A 16,761-nucleotide genomic window follows, 5' to 3' on the forward strand; every position below is an offset into this window, starting at 1 on the left:
GACCACAAAGGGGCAAGAAGCCCCTTTTCCTGACTTGGATCAAAGATTAAACGGAGATGCCGGTTTAGCAGACCGGAGAGTGAAACGATGACAGAGATGAAATCCGTGACTGAAGCAACCGCCGTAAAGGCCCCTGTTCTGCCCGACGCGCAAACCGTGCTGGACGTGAAGCATTGGACGGACAGCCTGTTCTCGTTCAAGGTGTCGCGCCCCGCCTCTTTGCGCTTCCGCTCGGGCGAGTTCGTGATGATCGGCCTGCTCGGTGACAATGGTAAGCCGCTGCTGCGGGCTTATTCCATCGCCTCACCCAGCTGGGACGACGAGTTAGAATTCTACTCGATCAAGGTGCAGGATGGTCCGCTGACCTCAAAGCTGCAGCATATCAAGCCCGGCGATCAGATCATCCTGCGGCCCAAGCCCGTGGGCACGCTGGTGCATGACGCGCTGTTGCCGGGCAAGCGGCTGTGGTTCTTCGCCACCGGCACCGGCTTTGCCCCCTTCGCCTCGCTGCTGCGCGAGCCTCAGACCTATGAGGATTATGACGAGGTCATCATCACCCATACCTGCCGCGAAGTGGCCGAGCTGGAATATGGCCGCCGCCTGATCGAGGGCATCAAGCAGGATGAGATGCTGGCCGAGTTGATGGGCGCGGATTTCCACAAAAAGATCCGCTATTACCCCACCACCACCCGCGAAGAGAGCCCCAAGATGGGCCGCATCACCACCCTGCTGAAGGACGGCACGGTGTTTGCCGATCTGGGCATCGAAGGTATTGCGCCGGAAAGTGATCGCGCCATGGTCTGCGGCAGCCTCGCCTTCAACCATGACATCAAGGCAATCCTCGAAGAGTTCGGCCTGCGCGAAGGTGCCAATTCCGAGCCCAAGGAATTTGTGGTCGAGAAGGCCTTTGTCGGCTGACCGGCCCCAACACGGGATTCAAGAGAAGCCGCGCCATGATGCGCGGCTTTATCTATTTCAACCCTAACGGGTCATAAATTCGCCTGATTTCCTCTGTTTCTAGCGAAATAGACGCGGTTTAGCATCAGGGGATTTAAGGGTGGCATTGGTAACCGGAACGACATTGGGCGAAACACTTGCCGGAACCAACGGTAATGACACAATTCTCGGACTGGGTGGGAATGACAGCATACTGGGATCGGCCGGCGATGATCTGATCCGGGGCGGCACTGGAAACGACACGATACAATCGGGTACCGGTCGTGACACCCTTGAGGGTGGCGGGGGAGATGATCGGTTCGAGGTGAGCCTCATTGCACCGCCCGGGTTTGCCTCTTGGACGACGACAAGTATCCTAGACATCGAAACACCGCCCGATGCCGTTCTCAACGATCCGATCCGCATTGTGGGGGGCGCAGGTCATGATGTGCTCGAACTCGACTTCTCCAAATCCGGCTCAAACAACATTTATCTGAAATGGGCTCGGGAAGAGGATTTGATCGTAACCGAGGGGTCCGTTGCCTTGGAACTGGAAGGCAACGAAGATGGCCAAGGAATAATCGACATAGAGTCATTTCACATCTTTGGCGCTGAGGGCGATGACGTCATCTGGGGAGGCGAAGGCCACGACCTGCTCGTCGGCAACGGAGGTGATGATGCCCTGATCGGGACATTTGGGAACGACACACTGATCGGTGGCGCGGGCGACGATGTTCTTGCCGGCGGGTGGATGGGTCAGCAGTGGCTATCGGCAGGATCCGGGAATGACTCCGTCTCCTTGTGGCATGAAGCCTTCGAAGACCCCTCCGAAGAATATGCCAATGGGGGCAGCGGAAACGATCTGTTGTTGCTCGTTATAGAGGGCGAAGAGGACCATCTGATCACATTTAATCCGGGCGGCAGATCGACTGTGTCCAACGGGTTGATCCTGGATGATTTCGAGTATCTCTATCTTGAGACCGAAGCAGGAAATGTGACGCTGGAACTTGGGCTGCACGACGCCGACTGGAATTACTATTGGACAGCCGGGCTTGGCAGGGATCATGCAATTATTGACATATCTGCTTTCTCGGGCGCGGTCTCTTTCGATGTGCAATATGGATACGATGAATTGCCAGAGATGTTTGGGCCGATCTGGGCGGGGCCTAGAATTAGCTTGCACGATGTGGACCGGCTAACGTTCCGGGGCAACAACGACGCAAACGAAGTCTACGGTGGGGATTTTCGCGACGCTCTGTTTGGCGCAGGGGGCGAAGACACTCTGTTCGGTCGCGCTGGACAAGATCAGCTCTTTGGCGAAGCAGGCAACGATAGTTTGTCAGGCGAAGATGGGGCCGACAGCCTGAATGGCGGCAACGGCAACGACGCGTTGGATGGCGGAGCGGGCAATGATTTTCTGTCCGGTGGCAACCAGAATGACAGTCTGCATGGCGGGCAAGGCGATGATGTTTTGCTGGGCGGAAATGGCGCTGACTGGCAAAGCGGCGATGAGGGAGCGGACCGGCTTCAGGGAAATCAGGGACATGACAGGCTCATCGGCGGTGATGGCGCTGATACCGCCTATGGGGGCGACGGAGAGGATGCATTGGGCGGCGGTGCGGGCGACGATCATCTGGGCGGCGGCACCGGCAAAGACAGGGTGTTCGGAGGGCTCGGAAACGATGTGATCTTCGGCGGGTCGGGCGCGGATGTGCTGTTTGGCGGCGCGGACAATGACCTGATACGAGGCGGCCTGGGCAACGACACTCTGAACGGTGGTAGCGGCTCTGACATTTTTGTTTTCAAGGCGAAACACGGGAAAGATCAGATCGTTGATTTCGAACTTGGACTGGACAGGATTGCGGTGGAAGGGGAAGGCATTGCCTTTGATGACCTGAGTTTCACCTCCAATGGCGGCGGTGTGACGGTCGAGATTGCCGATCTTGACCATCCGCTCGCATTGAGCGTGCAGATCGATGGCGTGAGCGTCGACGATATCGCCCAAGAAGCGAATTTTGTGTTTCTGGGCTAGGCGCTGAGCGGTGCTATCCAGAAGGCTTTTAGCCTAAGCGCCCAACCAAAAAGAAGGGCCGCGTACCCGTCCGGTACGCGGCCCTTCTCTTGTTTTTCGGGTATCAGTTGCCCGATGTGGTCGTGTCGTCGGCTGTGCCGGTGGCAGCGTCATTTGCCGTGCCAAGCGCATCCGAGACCGAATCGTTGACCGCATCTGCCGCGTCCGAGGCCGCGTCACTTACCGCGTCAGCCGCATCGCTTGCCGCGTCCGTAGCCGCCTCGGTTGCATCTGTCGCTGCATCACTTGCTGCGTCAGTCACTGCATCTGCGGCATCGCTTGCAGCATCACTTGCCGCATCGGCGGCGTCACTTGCCGCGTCGCTTGCTGCATCAGCAGCATCGCTCGCCGCATCGGTGGCCGCGTCAGCCGCGTCGCTTGCCGCATCGGTGGCAGCGTCAGCGGCATCACTTGCCGCATCCGTGGTGCTATCGACGGCCTCTTCAACCGCCTCTTCGACCGTTTCAGCCGCCTCTTCCGCAGCATCGCCCACGCTTTCGACAGCTTGCTCAACCGATTCTTCTGCGGTTTCAGCGGCGGTTTCGGCCTCCTCCGTTGCGGTTTCAGCCGCAGCCTCTGGCGTGGCGGCCTCTTCGCCTGCACCCTCGGACTGTGCGTTGAAATAGAAATAGCCACCCGCTGCGAGCCCTGCGAGAATTATCAAGACAACAATTGGTTTCATTACTGTTTTTCCTGTTTTCGCGATAACGCCCCTGGGGTGGGCGCCCGATGATCAAGTGGTCGGATTCAGCATCCGGCACAAGGGGGAAAACCCGATGATACCACATCATCGCGCCGGACCGCGCTGCGTCGGCAGGTAATCGCCTCTTGAAATGTACGCAGCACATCGGCATATGGCGCTAACCGCTTGAATCACTGGTGACAGAGCGTTATTTTTCCGGCACTTTCAGCTGAAACTATCAAAGGATTGAACCCATAGCTCGCAGACCTCACAACGCGCCGCCGCAACGAGACACTGGCCCGCGCGTCAACGAAAAGATCCGTGCCAACGAAATCCGCCTGATCGGCGCTGATGGTGAGAATGTCGGTGTCGTGACACCTGCCCGCGCCATCGACATGGCGGTTGATGCCGGTCTGGATCTGGTTGAGATCTCTCCCAATGCGAACCCGCCGGTCTGCAAGATCATGGATTTCGGCAAGTACAAATATGAGCAGCAAAAGCGCGAGAGCGAAGCGCGCAAGAAGCAGAAGATCATCGAGATCAAAGAGGTCAAGTTCCGCCCCAACACCGACACGCATGACTATGACGTCAAGATGCGCAACGTGTTCAAGTTTCTGGAAAACGGCGACAAGGTGAAGGTCACCCTGCGCTTCCGTGGCCGCGAGATGGCACACCAGAACCTGGGCCGCGAATTGCTGGAACGGGTGGCCGAGGACACCAAGGAAATCGGCAAGGTCGAAAACTTTCCAAAGATGGAAGGCCGTCAGATGATCATGCTGATCGGGCCCCTGCCGCAGAAATAACAGCTCTGCTGAACGGTTTTATTCGAAACGCCCCGGCCCTTGCGCGGGGCGTTTTTCTTTGCGGGAACAGGCGTTCCAACCACCGACCATAGTCGGTACCAACATTATTCTTCTTGACCAAAGGGAAGCCCGGCACCGACCATATCTGCGTTGGAGGACGGGTACGCAGCACCTGGGCCAGTTCGGCGCAAAGCATGCGAATTAGAACTTAGGGAGAGAATTCATGAACTTACGACCGGATCCTACCTTTCATCCATCCCCCCGGCTGGCCATGGAAGCACCTGCCGAGACATTGGCATTCACCCTCATGCTCAGCCCGGACGGGTCGCAACCCGACGGTCTGGCAGTGGTCGATGTGGACCCCACCTCGTCAACTTACGGCAAAATCGTGCATTCGGTCATCATGCCCAATACCGGCGATGAGTTTCATCATTTCGGATGGAACGCCTGTTCCTCGGCGCTGTCGCCGCTGTCGGGCCACGCCTTTCTGGAGCGCCGCTATCTGATCATTCCGGGTATCCGTTCTTCGCGGATCTATGTGATCGATGTGAAAGAACCGCTCAAGGCCAAGATTCACAAGATCATCGAACCCGAAGAGGTCTTTGCCAAGACCGGTTATTCCCGCCCCCACACGATCCATTGCGGTCCCGAAGGCATCTATGTCTCGACCCTGGGTGGCGGTGGCGAAGACGGCACCGATGGACCGCCGGGCATCTTCATCATGGATTGCGAAAGCTTCGAGATTCTGGGCCGTTACGAGATGGATCGCGGCGTGCAGGACAAGCATTACGATTTCTGGTGGAACCTGCCGCGCGACTATATGGTCAGCTCGGAATGGGGCCTGCCGCCGCAATTTGAAAACGGTCTGGTGGCCGAAGATCTGCTGTCGAACAAATACGGCCATTCGATCCATTTCTGGGACCTGCGCGGGCGCAAGAATATCCAGACCATCGATCTGGGCGCCAATCACCAGATGGCGCTGGAAATCCGCCCCGCCCATGATCCGTCCAAGGAATACGGGTTCTGCGGTGTGGTGGTAGACACCACCAATCTGCAAGGCTCGATCTTCACCTGGTGGCGCAATGCGGATGGCAGCTTCGAGGCCAAGAAGACCATCACTATCGATCCGGTCCCGGCCGACCCCGACGACCTGCCCGAACTGCTCAAGGGCTTCTCGGCGGTGCCGCCATTGGTCACCGATATCGACCTGAGCCTGGATGACAAATATCTCTATGTCGCCTGCTGGGGGTTGGGAGAGATGCATCAATATGACGTCTCGGACCCGATGAACCCGGTTCTGGCCGGCAAGGTTGAGATTGGCGGCATCGTCAAAAAGACCAAGCATCCCAATGGGAAAGACTTCGGCTATGGCCCGCAAATGGTCGAGATCAGCCGCGATGGCAAGCGCGTCTACTGGACCAACTCGCTCTATTCGACCTGGGATGACCAGTTCTATCCAGATGACGAGGGCGCGGCGATGGTGATGGCAAATGTCGGCGAGACTGGCGGCCTGACGCTGGATGAGAACTTCTGGGTCGATTTCCCCGAAGGCTACCGCTCGCATCAGATCCGGCTGGAGGGCGGCGACTGTTCCACTGACAGTTTCTGCTATCCCTCGGCCTGATCGGTGAACCCTGACATGACCACCGCCGCGCTTTGGCTGGCGGTGGTTCTGAGCGGTCTTTATCACGGTGCCAATCCCGGCATGGGATGGCCGCTGGCGGTATCCTCGTCGCTGATGGAGCGCCGCCAGGGGGCGCTGTTCTCCGCACTTGGCGCGCTGGCGCTAGGGCATTTCCTAGCGATGCTGGCGATCCTGCTGCCGCTGTCGGCGATGACGGCGCTGGTGGCTTATGAACGCGAGTTGCGGCTGGCCACCGGCGGCGTCGTTGTGCTGTGGGGTTGCTGGATCCTGATCACCCGCAAACATCCGCGCTTTCTGGTGCGGGTGCCGCCCTCGCGGCTGGCGCTGTGGTCCTTTCTGGTCGCGCTGGCCCATGGGGCGGCGCTGATGTTGGTGCCGATTTATCTGGGACTGTGCAAGATCGATGAGTTGGATACCGGCCATCTGGCCGCCTCGGAACTGATGGCGCGCAATGCTGGGCTGACGCTTGGCGTGGCCCTCTTGCATACGGGCGCGATGTTGTTGGCCGGGGGAACGATCGCCTTTGCCGTCTATCGCTGGCTGGGCTTGCGGTTCCTGTCGAAGGGCTGGTTCGATCTGGAGATTCTCTGGGCGCTGAGCCTGATCCTTGTCGGTGGGCTTGGGCTCTATACCGCGATCTGAAAAAACGACATTTGGCGCGACGGAAAGTGCGCGTTGAGGCGTTCTATCCCCGAAGACATGGAAACTCGGGACAGACATGCGCGCTATAATCCTCACCATTCTCATTCTTGTGGCCTATCCCTTCGTGAAATCCGACAGGGCTGATCCCCATCGCTACGTGGTCGATCCGCCGGAGCGGATCGAAGTCAATGATCTGAAACCGTCCTTGAGACCGATGCGTTATGGCCTGAACGGGTCGGGTTGTGCCGGGCAGCGTGGCGACTGCGCGCCTGCCTGAACGCTCAGCCGCGTTTCTTCCCTGCGCGTGGCTGCGGGCGCGTGGGAATCTCTTTGAGCAGCCCCCCAACCCCCATCGCGGCAATATCCGCACCCGTGGTGGTGACCCCGCAAGCCACCCGCGACAGCACCCAGTCAGCACCGTTGAGCGCAGGTGAGCGGGCGCAGCCCGGCAGGCCAATCACCGGGCGCGGGCCAAGCTGGCCCAGAAACAGCAGGTTGCCGGGATCGACCGGCATCCCGAACCGATCCACCCTGCCACCCGCATGACGCAGCGCCGCCGGGGCCACATCCTGCGGGTCCGAGGTGGCCGAGCCGGTCAGGATCATCACCATATCACCTGCCACATCCTGCAAAGCGGCGCTCAGCGCCTCTTCGCGATGGGGCACAATGCGGATATCGCTCAGGTCCATACCCAGCGCCTCGACCCGGCCGCGAATGGCCGCGATGCCCTTGTCGTTGGACGGCCCGCCGGGAATCTCACTCACGATCAGCCCGGCCGAGCCGTGTACCGGTGCAATCAGCCGGATCGCGTCGCGGGCAGCCTCTGCCGCGCGGGTCACGTCAATCTCGGGCACCGCGTAAGAGATCACCTTGATCGTCGCCAACATGCCGCGCGGCGACATCTGCTGATAGGGCGGCACCGTCGCCACGGTGATCATCGGATGGACCTGATTGAACCGCTCAACCGCGGCCACATCCAGATCGACGATGCCGGGCGACGCCGCCAGAATATTCACCCGCCCGGTAAAGGGTGCTGTCAGCGTGACATTGACGGCGGCGGGATCGGGCACCAGCGCAGCCGCCAAAACCTTGGCGGCGGTATCCTCGTGAACATCGCCCGGCTCCAGCCGGGCCACGGTGACCTCGCCCACGCCATTCTCGGTCAGCAGGGACAGCTCCTGCGCGCCCAGCACGATCCCCTTGCGCAGCTTTCGTCCACCGGCACTGACCGAATGCGCCAGAACGGCACCCTCCGCGTCAGCAACCGGAACCGGGCCGAACCTCATGCCTTGCCCCTCAGCACAGCGGTCATTTCCGCCAATATCGCCACCGCAATCTCGGACGGGCCAGCGGCCCCAATATCAAGCCCGATTGGCCCGTGAATGCGCGAGATCTGTTCTTCGGAGAACCCCGTTTCCTGCATCCGCGCGACGCGTTTGGCGTGGGTGCGGGTCGAGCCCAGGGCGCCGATATAGAAGACATCTGCGCTCAGGGCCGCCTGCAGCGCAGGGTCGTCCAGCTTGGGGTCATGTGTCAGCAGCACCAGCGCCGTGCGCGTATCAAGGCCGATCTCGGCCACCGCCTCATCCGGCCAGTCGGTCAGGATCGTCTCGCCGGGGAACCGTTCGGAGGAGGCAAAAGCCTCGCGCGGGTCGATGATCACCGGATCATAGCCCGCGATCCGTGCCATTGGCACCAGCGCCTGCGCGATATGCACCGCGCCTACCACCACCAGCCGCAGCGGCGGATTGTGCACAGCGACAAAGGTCTTGCCATCCTCTTCGAAGCCCGAGCGATCCAGGCGCATCCGATCCGCATGGCGCCTGCGCCGAAGCGCGCGGCGGCCCGTGTCGATATTGACCTCATAGGCAACGGGAATGCGCGCGGCGCGCAAGGCAACCAGCTCGGCCAGCATCACCTCGGACAACACCGCGCCGATCGGTTCCACCAGAATGCGGATGGTGCCGCCACAGGCGAGACCCACGGCAAAGGCATCCTCGTCGCTGACGCCAAATTCCAGCATCCGCGACGCGCCCTCTTCAATGGCCTCCAGCGCCTCGACAATCACCGCGCCCTCGACGCAACCGCCCGAGACCGAGCCTTCGATCCGGCCATCGCCGCCGATCACCAGTTGCGCCCCCACCCGGCGCGGCGCGCTGCCCCAGGTTTCGACCACCGTTGCCAGCGCGGCGCTGCCGCCCTCGCGATACCAGTCGAGCGCGGTTTCCGGGCTGTTATCAAAACGTTGCATGCGGTACCTCCCGGCGGTGAGTATGGCCCAGACCCGAAGCGGTGTCTGCTGTGTTTCAGCACTCGGAGCGAGGATTTTTTGCCGCCGCGCAAACTGTCCGAAAATGCTCAACCTTGACTTGCAGACGCAGCAGGTGCGGCCTAACCTGCCGCCAACGCGCGACGGGTCGGCGAGGTGTCATCGGCGGCCCGGAAACTCCCTTATTATTCACCAAGACAAGGATAGATCATGACATATGCAAAACTGGGTTTCGCGGGGCTGCTTGCCCTGATGGCCGGCGCGGCGCAGGCCGATGAGTTCGAGGCTTATGGCACCACCGAAGGCTGGAATGTCTATTTGGATGCGACCAAGCAATCCTGTTTCGTCGAAGCCGTGGACGAATCTGAAAACGTCGTGCAGATGGGCCTGACCACCGATCGCGGCGTCGGCTATGTCGGGGTCTTCACCAAGGCCAAGACCGATATCAAGAAGGACGAAACCCAGGCCGTGGCGATCCTGATCGGAGAAGACATTTTTATCGGCGACGCCACCGGCATGCGGGGTAACATCACCAAGGGCTATTCGGGCGGCTATGTCCTGTCCGATGATCCCGCTTTTTTCGAGGACATCGCCAAGCAATATACGATGACCGTCTTCCCCGAGAAGGAATACGCCTTCGAGGTCAATCTGGCGGGCACCTACAAAGCGTTGGAGATGGCGCGCGAGTGTAACCAGAAACAAATCCAGTGATATGCTGACCAGGGCGGCCGCAAGCGAGCCGCCCTACCCCCGCGCGGCGGCCAGCAGCCGCGCTTTTTCCCCAACATCATCGGGACGCGAGATCACCTCGGCCAGATCTTCGAGCGAGGCGATGGAATGGCCCGCGCGAAAGCTGTCCACATGAGGCAGCATCGCGGCGATGCCACGCGCCTTGGGCGCGAAGCCCTGCCAGCGCAGCAGCGGGTTCAGCCAGATCAGGCGACGCGCCGAGAGGTGCAAACGCTCCATTTCCTTGGCTAATTGGTCGGGGTCGTCCCGGTCCAGCCCGTCGGTAATCAGCAGCACCACCGCGCCCTGCCCCATCACCCGCCGCGACCAGTCGCGGTTGAACTGATGCAGGCAGTGGCCGATCCGCGTGCCACCTTCCCAATCCTGCGCTTCGCCCCCCGCAGCAGCAAGCGCGGCATCCACGTCGCGTTGATGCAGGTGGCGGGTGATATTGGTCAGCCGCGTGCCAAAGGTGAAGGCGTGCACCTTGGCCCAACCCGCGCCCTTGGCATTGGCGACCGCATGCAGGAAATGCAAGATGATGCGGCTGTATTGGCTCATCGAGCCCGAGATGTCGCACAGCACCACCAGATTGGTCCAGCGCGGGCGCGGCTGCAGCGTCGCGATATCGCGCAGCTCACCACCCTGCCGCATTGCCTGCCTAAGCGTGCGGGTCCGGTCGAGGCGGTGGCCCAGATGACTGGCCTGCCCGCGCCGTGAGGGGATCGGCTTCACCGGCAATTCCAGCCGCGCCAGCATCCGCTTGGCACGGGCCACTTCCTCGGTGCTCATCTGCTCGAAATCCAGGCTACGCAGACGTTCTTCGGAGGACATGGTCATCGAGGCATCGACTTCGATCTCGGTGCCCTCTTCCTGGTCTTCGATCTCGGGCAGGTCGCGCTGCGCCCCATCCAGCAGAGCTTCAGCGGCGCGTTTTTCGGCGGCCTGCGCCGTGCGATCCTCCTGCACGCCACGGATCGCGGGCAGCATCATCGCCATCATATGTTCAAGGTAACGCGGGTCGCGCCAATAAAGGCGAAAGACCTGAGCGAAGACCGCCCGGTGTTCGGGACGGTTCACGAAACAGGCATGCAACGTCCAGTAAAAGTCGCGCCGGGCGGTGAACCCCGCCGCTTCGACCGCCTGGATCGCATCCACCACCCGGCCCGTCCCGATCGGCAACCCGGCCTTGCGCAACGCGCGGGCGAAATGGATGATATTCGCTGCCAGACGCGGATTTTCCGGAAGGTCGAGTTTGGCGTATTCAGGCACGCGGATGCTCCAGATGCGCACAGATGTGATCCGCTGCGGTTTGGGCGGTCATATCCGTCACGTCGAGTACAATTGCCCCCTCCGGAAGAAACAGCTTTTCTTGATCGCGCAGGGTTCTCAGCACATTGGTATCTGTAAGCTTGGCGCTTCCCGTGCGCGATGGATCGGAAAGGCGACGCTGGTTCTCCTCAAAAGTCAGGTCCAGCACAAAGGTCCGCAACGGCGCTTTGCGATCTCGGGCAAGATCCAGCGTCGGCTGGAACAAGGTCTTTGCCTCTGGTTCGTCCGCCAACGCATCCGTCAGAATGATTGGCACGTCGTCCGGCAGGCGACGCGCATGGGCGAGGATGAGACCTCTGACCTCTTCCCGCATTGCAATACTCTCGCTTGTGTTACGCGCGTAGATTGCCCGCGCTGCGTCAAGCATGAGATGATTGTGGATCAAACGACCGCCCAAAGCCTCGGCAACGATGCGTCCAATCGTCATTTTGCCCGCACCGGGCCAGCCGCCGATATGAACCACGGGAGCGACCGGCATCTGGTCACGCAGGCTCCAGCGACGCCCTGGCCTGATCCAGCAGGCGTTTGGCCTCGGAGCCTTCGAGCCGCTGGATGTCGTCCTGGTATTTCAGCACCGCGCCCAGCGTGTCGGCGATCACCTCGGGGCTGAGGTCGATCACATCCAACGCCAGCAGGCATTTTGCCCAGTCGATGGTCTCGGCCACGCCGGGTTTCTTGAACAGGTCCTCGGTGCGCAATTGCTGGACAAAGGCCACAACCTCGCGGCTGAGCGCTTCAGCGACCTCGGGGGCGCGGGCGTGCAGGATTTCGACCTCGCGGGTGAAATCCGGGTAGTCGACCCAGTGATAGAGGCAGCGGCGTTTCAGCGCATCATGCACCTCGCGCGTGCGGTTTGAGGTCAGGATAACGATGGGCGGTTCGGCGGCCTTGATCGTGCCAAGTTCGGGGATCGTCACCTGAAAATCGCTCAACGCCTCCAGCAGGAAAGCCTCGAACGGTTCATCGGTACGGTCCAACTCGTCGATCAGCAGCACCGGCGCGCCGTTTTCGTCAGGGCGCATGGCCTGCAGCAGCGGGCGTTCGATCAGATAGTCGTCGCTGAAAAGCTCGGATTGCAGTGCCGTACGATCCGCACCACCCGCTGCCTCGGCGGTACGGATGGCCACCATCTGGGCGGGAAAGTTCCACTCATAGACCGCGCTGGAGGCATCGAGGCCCTCGTAACATTGCAGCCGGATCAGGCGACGGCCCAGCGCGGCGGAGAGCGCCTTGGCAATCTCGGTCTTGCCCACGCCCGCCTCGCCCTCAAGAAACAGCGGGCGGCCCAGTTTGAGAGCGAGGAACACAACCGTGGCCAGCGCGCGGCCGCAGACATAACCCTGCCCGGTCAGCGCGGATTGAACCGCGTCGATGCTGTCTGGTCGCTGCATGTCACCTCCCTCTTTGCCGGTGCAGCAGGTCATGGCACGGCGCTGGCGTCAAGCAAAGAGCCGTGCGACCTTAGTCGCATCACACCAACCCCGGTCCGGGTGATTGACGGGTTGAGGGCAAGATGCCATGACTCGCGCGGGCAAGATGCAAAGCATCCCGGTTACGGGATCGGGGAGATTGCATGCGATATCTGGCTGTGCTGACGGTTCGCAACGAAGGTGCCTTTCTACTGGACTGGCTGGCCCATCACAGGGCCGCCGGGTTCACCGATTTCCTTGTTTTTTCAAACGATTGTCAGGATGGCACCGACGCAATCCTCGACCGGCTGGAGGAGATGGGCCACCTGACCCATCTGCGCAATGACGGCCCCTATGACAAAGGCGGCATCCAGTTCACCGCGCTCAAGGCGGCGTCAAAGCATCGTTTGGTCAGAAAAGCGGACTGGATTTTGCCGCTGGATGTGGACGAGTTCGTCAACATCCATGCCGGTGACGGCACCGTTCAGGACCTGACCGCCGCCCTGCCCGAGGCCACGGCCATCACGCTAACCTGGCGGCTTTTCGGCAATGGCGAGGTCACACGTTACACCGATGCCCCGGTGCCCCGCCGGTTCACCCGCTGCGCCCCGGTGATCATGCACTGGCCCTGGCGCGCGGCAATGTTCAAGACGCTCTACCGCAACAATGGCGCCTACCGGAAACTAGGCGTGCACAGGCCCCGCTCACCACATCCCGAGAAAGAGGCCAAAGCCCGCTGGTTCGACGGGTCAGGCCGCGAGATCGATCTGCGGCAGCAGAAAAAGCGAGTCTTTTCCGATTACGGGCGCGACAATTACGGACTGGTGCAATTGAACCATTATCCGCTGGGCGCGATGGAGAGCTATGTGCTCAAGGCCGATCGCGGTCGCGCGGTGCATTCCGATGACATGCTGGGCATGGACTACTGGGTGGAGCGGAACCTCAACACCGATACCGATGACAGCATCTCGCGCCTCAGCGACCGCACCGATCCGCTGCGCGCCGAAATGATGGAGGATGCCGAGCTTGCCCAACTGCATGACAACGCCGTGACCTGGCGCCATGAGCGGTTCCGTGAATTGATGGAGCTGGACCCCTATCGCGCGCTGTTTTCGCGCCTGCTGATGACGCCCCCCTCGCGCCCGGTATCTGCCACCTCGGCCGAGACGCTGGCCTCTTTCGCCAGTATCGGGATCATGAAATCAAAGCGTGCCACAGCCGGGACGAGCCAGAAAGAGACCTGAGTTCAACCTATTTTTGGCCGCATTCCCCTTTTATGCATAAGGTTACCCAACCGGTCCGCCAAGCGATCGGATCTCTGAGGATCGGCATATGAAGGACATCGAAAGCGCCCTTGACCAGCCGCTGGTCAACCTGCGCCCCCGCGTATGGAAGGCGCGATTGCTGGATCAGGTCCGGACCGAAGGCGAGGCGTATGAGCTGGGCCAGCGACATTTTGCAACCTTAGTAAACCGTGGCCCGACCCTGCTGGTGAGCTTCGAGACGATACAGGGTATTCGGACGCTCTCGGACAGCCAGCAACCCTTGGGCTTCGAGATGGTGCGCAAGAAATCCTGGTCGCATCTCTGCCTCATCTCCAACGGGGACACCTGGTTTCGCGACGACGAGGTTTATGCCTTTTTCGACCGGTTGATCGATGACGGGATATTCGAGGGCTATGACAAGGTTGTCTTCTATGGTGCGGGGTCGTGCGGCTATGCGGCGGCGGCGTTTTCGGTCGCCGCCCCCGGTGCCTCGGTCATCGCGCTTCAACCGCAAGCGACGCTGGACCCGCGGATGACGGAATGGGACGACCGCTTCACCGAGATGCGCCGCACCGCCTTTGATGACCGGTTCGGTTATGCGCCCGACATGCTGGACGCCGCCGATCGGGCTTTTGTTCTCTACGATCCCGGCCAGCGACTGGATACGATGCATGCCACGCTCTTTGCGCGGCCCAATGTGACGCGGTTGCGCATGCGTCATATGGGCAGTGAATTGCAGGCCCGTCTGATCGAGATGAGGCTGCTGCCCCGCCTGCTCACGCTGGCCGCAGAAGACATGCTGACAGAGGGGGAATTCTACCGCATGTTACGGGCGCGCCGCGCGTCTTCGCATTATCTTCTGATGCTCCGAAACCATCTGGAACATCACGAACGCCCCTATCTTGAGACGCTGTTATGCCGCAATGCAATCGCCCGATTGCCCATACGCCGGTTGCAACGCCGCCTGGAACAGCTGCAACAGCTTGCGGCGGAGGGGGCCTTCAGGCCGCCGCCGGACGTGCCCACCTGAACAAGCGCCGCAGGGGCTTTCCCGTCCCGGGCTCCTGTGCTAGCCGAGGCGCATGAGCCAAAGCCTTACGATCCGCCGCCCCGACGACTGGCATCTGCACCTGCGCGACGGCGCGATGTTGCAGGCCGTCCTGCCCGAAACCGCCCGCCATTTCGCCCGCGCCATCATCATGCCGAACCTGGTGCCTCCGGTGGTGACCGGGACCGATGCCGCCGCCTATCGCGATCGCATCCTCGCCGCCCTGCCCGATGGCATGGTGTTCGAGCCGCTGATGACGCTCTACCTGACCGAAGATACCGACCGCGAGGATGTGGCCGCCGCCCATGCCAGCGGCTTGATCAAGGCGGTCAAGCTCTACCCGGCGGGGGCCACCACCAATTCCGCGAGTGGCGTGCGGGATTTCGACAAGGTGCGCGGCGTGCTGGAGCGGATGGCAGAGATCGGCCTGCCGCTCTGCGTGCATGGCGAGGTCACCGACGCTGAGATCGACATTTTCGACCGCGAGGCCGTGTTCATCGACCGGGTGCTTGACCCGATCCGCCGCGACACGCCGGGTCTGCGGGTGGTGATGGAACATATCACCACCTCCAACGCTGTAGACTACGTTAAGGCCAATGCGCAGGACCTGGGTGCGACCATCACCACCCATCACCTGATCATCAACCGCAACCATATCCTGGTGGGGGGCATCAAGCCGCATTACTACTGCCTGCCCGTCGCCAAGCGCGAGGAACATCGCCTGGCTTTGCGCGCCGCTGCCACCAGCGGAGACCCTCGGTTCTTTCTGGGCACCGACAGCGCGCCCCATACCGACCCCCTCAAGGAAAGCGCCTGCGGCTGCGCGGGCTGCTTCACCGCCACCAACACCATGTCGCTGCTGGCCCATGTCTTCGAACAAGAAGGCGCGCTGGACAAGCTGGAGGGGTTTGCCTCGCGAAACGGCCCCGGCTTTTACGGCCTGCCGGTCAACCAGGACAGCCTGACCCTGACCAAAGGCGAAGTTGTGCGTTATCCCGACAAGATCGACACCGGCGACGGCCCGGTCACCGTGTTCGACCCCGGCTTCGAGGTGCATTGGCACGTCACCACCTGAGCCGCAAATTTCTTGCAAGAAATTTGGCCAAGAAAATTCGAATTTTCTTGTTCCCCGAAAGGACCCGATGATGATCCCTACCTCCTACCCGCCCGCCGAAGAGATCGCCCGCCTCACCGCGCGCATGTTGCTGGAAATCAAGGCCGTGCATTTCAACGCGCGCGAGCCCTTCACGCTGGCCAGCGGATTGCCCAGCCCGACCTATATCGACTGCCGCAAGCTGATCTCTTACCCGCGCATCCGGTCCACCCTGATGGATTTCCTGTCCGTCACGGTAATGCGCAATGCAGGGCTTGAGGCCTTCGACAATATCGCAGGCGGCGAGACCGCCGGTATCCCCTTCGCCGCGCTGGTGGCCGAGCGCATGGCGCTGCCGATGACCTATGTCAGGAAAAAACCCAAAGGCTACGGCCGCAACGCGCGAATCGAAGGCGCGATGAGCGAGGGTGAGCGCGTTCTGCTGGTCGAGGACCTGACCACAGATGGCGGATCGAAGCTGAGCTTTGTGGATGCCATCCGCGAGACCGGTGCCACCTGCGGGCATACGGCGGTAATTTTCTATTACGGCATCTTCCCGGAAACCGAAAAGACGCTGGGCGATCACGGGGTTGCGCTGCATCATTTGTGCACCTGGTGGGATGTGCTGGCCGAAGCCAAGGCCCAAGGCACGTTTGACGCCGAGACGCTGGAGGGGGTTGAAGCCTTCCTCAACGACCCGCGCGGCTGGCAAGAGGCCCACAAAAAAGACTGAGACTTCCCTGTGAGCGCTTTGGGGACAACCCGATCTCGAATCGTTTGCGACCCACGACATATTGCGGCCTTCCTTTAAAGCGCCGCATGATGTATGGTTGGCCA

Annotated in this window: 17 protein-coding genes; 11 read left to right on the forward strand and 6 right to left on the reverse strand. The window is 61.1% G+C overall.

Annotated features, from left to right (window positions below):
* Positions 1-87: 87 nt before the first annotated feature.
* Both Q5Y75_RS05020 and Q5Y75_RS05025 read left to right on the forward strand, forming a co-directional pair.
* On the forward strand, positions 88-918 hold the full coding sequence (locus tag Q5Y75_RS05020; RefSeq protein WP_306194924.1) for a ferredoxin--NADP reductase: 831 nt from the start codon (positions 88-90) through the stop codon (positions 916-918).
* A 139-nt stretch (positions 919-1,057) separates the two neighbouring features.
* Entirely contained in the window at positions 1,058-2,968 is a 1,911-nt protein-coding gene (locus Q5Y75_RS05025; RefSeq protein ID WP_306194926.1) for a calcium-binding protein, read from the forward strand.
* A 103-nt stretch (positions 2,969-3,071) separates the two neighbouring features.
* On the opposite strand, the gene Q5Y75_RS05030 is transcribed toward Q5Y75_RS05025, so the two are convergent.
* On the reverse strand, positions 3,072-3,689 hold the full coding sequence (locus Q5Y75_RS05030) for a hypothetical protein (protein WP_306194928.1): 618 nt from the start codon (positions 3,687-3,689) through the stop codon (positions 3,072-3,074).
* Positions 3,690-4,030: 341 nt separating this feature from the next.
* On the opposite strand from Q5Y75_RS05030, the gene infC reads away from it, so the two are divergent.
* The 4 genes from infC (at position 4,031) to Q5Y75_RS05050 (ending at position 7,056) form a co-directional block, all read left to right on the forward strand.
* Positions 4,031-4,492: a translation initiation factor IF-3 gene (gene infC / locus Q5Y75_RS05035; protein WP_306195702.1), complete on the forward strand. Its 462-nt coding sequence runs from the start codon at positions 4,031-4,033 to the stop codon at positions 4,490-4,492.
* A gap of 223 nt (positions 4,493-4,715) precedes the next feature.
* Complete coding sequence (locus tag Q5Y75_RS05040) at positions 4,716-6,116, forward strand: selenium-binding protein SBP56-related protein (RefSeq protein WP_306194930.1); 1,401 nt, start codon at positions 4,716-4,718, stop codon at positions 6,114-6,116.
* 15 nt (positions 6,117-6,131) lie between these two features.
* Positions 6,132-6,779 (forward strand): hypothetical protein, encoded by a 648-nt coding sequence (locus Q5Y75_RS05045; protein ID WP_306194932.1) that lies wholly within the window; start codon positions 6,132-6,134, stop codon positions 6,777-6,779.
* A 76-nt stretch (positions 6,780-6,855) separates the two neighbouring features.
* Positions 6,856-7,056, forward strand: coding sequence for a hypothetical protein (locus Q5Y75_RS05050; RefSeq protein ID WP_306194934.1), 201 nt, complete (start codon positions 6,856-6,858; stop codon positions 7,054-7,056).
* A gap of 4 nt (positions 7,057-7,060) precedes the next feature.
* Here Q5Y75_RS05050 and Q5Y75_RS05055 read toward each other — a convergent pair whose 3' ends face one another.
* Together Q5Y75_RS05055 and Q5Y75_RS05060 are read right to left on the reverse strand one after the other, a co-directional pair.
* The gene (locus Q5Y75_RS05055) at positions 7,061-8,065 is read right to left on the reverse strand and encodes a molybdopterin-binding protein (protein ID WP_306194936.1); all 1,005 of its coding nucleotides are present in this window, start codon (positions 8,063-8,065) and stop codon (positions 7,061-7,063) included.
* The gene (locus Q5Y75_RS05060; RefSeq protein ID WP_306194937.1) at positions 8,062-9,030 is read right to left on the reverse strand and encodes an XdhC family protein; all 969 of its coding nucleotides are present in this window, start codon (positions 9,028-9,030) and stop codon (positions 8,062-8,064) included. Before Q5Y75_RS05060 ends, Q5Y75_RS05055 begins: the two co-directional genes overlap by 4 nt.
* Positions 9,031-9,258: 228 nt before the next feature.
* On the opposite strand from Q5Y75_RS05060, the gene Q5Y75_RS05065 reads away from it, so the two are divergent.
* Positions 9,259-9,759 (forward strand): hypothetical protein, encoded by a 501-nt coding sequence (locus tag Q5Y75_RS05065; RefSeq protein WP_306194939.1) that lies wholly within the window; start codon positions 9,259-9,261, stop codon positions 9,757-9,759.
* Between the two features lie 33 nt (positions 9,760-9,792).
* Here the strand turns inward: Q5Y75_RS05065 and Q5Y75_RS05070 are convergent, their stop codons facing one another.
* From Q5Y75_RS05070 to Q5Y75_RS05080, 3 genes are read right to left on the reverse strand one after another with little or no spacing between them, the layout of a single operon-like run.
* On the reverse strand, positions 9,793-11,049 hold the full coding sequence (locus tag Q5Y75_RS05070) for a vWA domain-containing protein (protein ID WP_306194941.1): 1,257 nt from the start codon (positions 11,047-11,049) through the stop codon (positions 9,793-9,795).
* Positions 11,042-11,587, reverse strand: a complete 546-nt coding sequence (locus Q5Y75_RS05075) for a P-loop nucleotide/nucleoside kinase family protein (RefSeq protein ID WP_306194943.1) — start codon at positions 11,585-11,587, stop codon at positions 11,042-11,044. The genes Q5Y75_RS05070 and Q5Y75_RS05075 overlap by 8 nt, the downstream gene beginning before the upstream one ends.
* Positions 11,588-11,591: 4 nt before the next feature.
* Entirely contained in the window at positions 11,592-12,500 is a 909-nt protein-coding gene (locus Q5Y75_RS05080; RefSeq protein WP_306194945.1) for an AAA family ATPase, read from the reverse strand.
* 182 nt (positions 12,501-12,682) lie between these two features.
* Here Q5Y75_RS05080 and Q5Y75_RS05085 point away from each other — a divergent pair, with 182 nt between their 5' ends.
* From Q5Y75_RS05085 to Q5Y75_RS05100, 4 genes are all read left to right on the forward strand, one after another.
* Complete coding sequence (locus Q5Y75_RS05085; RefSeq protein ID WP_306194947.1) at positions 12,683-13,762, forward strand: glycosyltransferase family 2 protein; 1,080 nt, start codon at positions 12,683-12,685, stop codon at positions 13,760-13,762.
* A gap of 88 nt (positions 13,763-13,850) precedes the next feature.
* Positions 13,851-14,813 carry a phosphoadenosine phosphosulfate reductase gene (locus Q5Y75_RS05090; RefSeq protein ID WP_306194948.1) on the forward strand — a complete coding sequence of 321 codons (963 nt, stop codon included), beginning with the start codon at positions 13,851-13,853 and terminating at the stop codon, positions 14,811-14,813.
* Between the two features lie 52 nt (positions 14,814-14,865).
* The gene (pyrC, locus tag Q5Y75_RS05095) at positions 14,866-15,906 is read left to right on the forward strand and encodes a dihydroorotase (protein ID WP_306194950.1); all 1,041 of its coding nucleotides are present in this window, start codon (positions 14,866-14,868) and stop codon (positions 15,904-15,906) included.
* 70 nt (positions 15,907-15,976) lie between these two features.
* On the forward strand, positions 15,977-16,657 hold the full coding sequence (locus Q5Y75_RS05100; protein ID WP_306194952.1) for an orotate phosphoribosyltransferase: 681 nt from the start codon (positions 15,977-15,979) through the stop codon (positions 16,655-16,657).
* Positions 16,658-16,761: the final 104 nt, after the last annotated feature.

The organism is Ruegeria discodermiae (assembly GCF_030758345.1).
Taxonomy (GTDB): domain Bacteria; phylum Pseudomonadota; class Alphaproteobacteria; order Rhodobacterales; family Rhodobacteraceae; genus Ruegeria_C.

Coding starts and splice junctions, on each gene's coding strand:
- Q5Y75_RS05020 (WP_306194924.1), top strand. CDS start 88: ATGACAGAGATGAAATCCGTGACTGAAGCAACCGCCGTAAAGGCCCCT.
- Q5Y75_RS05030 (WP_306194928.1), bottom strand. CDS start 3,689: ATGAAACCAATTGTTGTCTTGATAATTCTCGCAGGGCTCGCAGCGGGT.
- Q5Y75_RS05040 (WP_306194930.1), top strand. CDS start 4,716: ATGAACTTACGACCGGATCCTACCTTTCATCCATCCCCCCGGCTGGCC.
- Q5Y75_RS05045 (WP_306194932.1), top strand. CDS start 6,132: ATGACCACCGCCGCGCTTTGGCTGGCGGTGGTTCTGAGCGGTCTTTAT.
- Q5Y75_RS05050 (WP_306194934.1), top strand. CDS start 6,856: ATGCGCGCTATAATCCTCACCATTCTCATTCTTGTGGCCTATCCCTTC.
- Q5Y75_RS05055 (WP_306194936.1), bottom strand. CDS start 8,065: ATGAGGTTCGGCCCGGTTCCGGTTGCTGACGCGGAGGGTGCCGTTCTG.
- Q5Y75_RS05060 (WP_306194937.1), bottom strand. CDS start 9,030: ATGCAACGTTTTGATAACAGCCCGGAAACCGCGCTCGACTGGTATCGC.
- Q5Y75_RS05065 (WP_306194939.1), top strand. CDS start 9,259: ATGACATATGCAAAACTGGGTTTCGCGGGGCTGCTTGCCCTGATGGCC.
- Q5Y75_RS05075 (WP_306194943.1), bottom strand. CDS start 11,587: ATGCCGGTCGCTCCCGTGGTTCATATCGGCGGCTGGCCCGGTGCGGGC.
- Q5Y75_RS05080 (WP_306194945.1), bottom strand. CDS start 12,500: ATGCAGCGACCAGACAGCATCGACGCGGTTCAATCCGCGCTGACCGGG.
- Q5Y75_RS05085 (WP_306194947.1), top strand. CDS start 12,683: ATGCGATATCTGGCTGTGCTGACGGTTCGCAACGAAGGTGCCTTTCTA.
- Q5Y75_RS05090 (WP_306194948.1), top strand. CDS start 13,851: ATGAAGGACATCGAAAGCGCCCTTGACCAGCCGCTGGTCAACCTGCGC.
- pyrC (WP_306194950.1), top strand. CDS start 14,866: ATGAGCCAAAGCCTTACGATCCGCCGCCCCGACGACTGGCATCTGCAC.
- Q5Y75_RS05100 (WP_306194952.1), top strand. CDS start 15,977: ATGATCCCTACCTCCTACCCGCCCGCCGAAGAGATCGCCCGCCTCACC.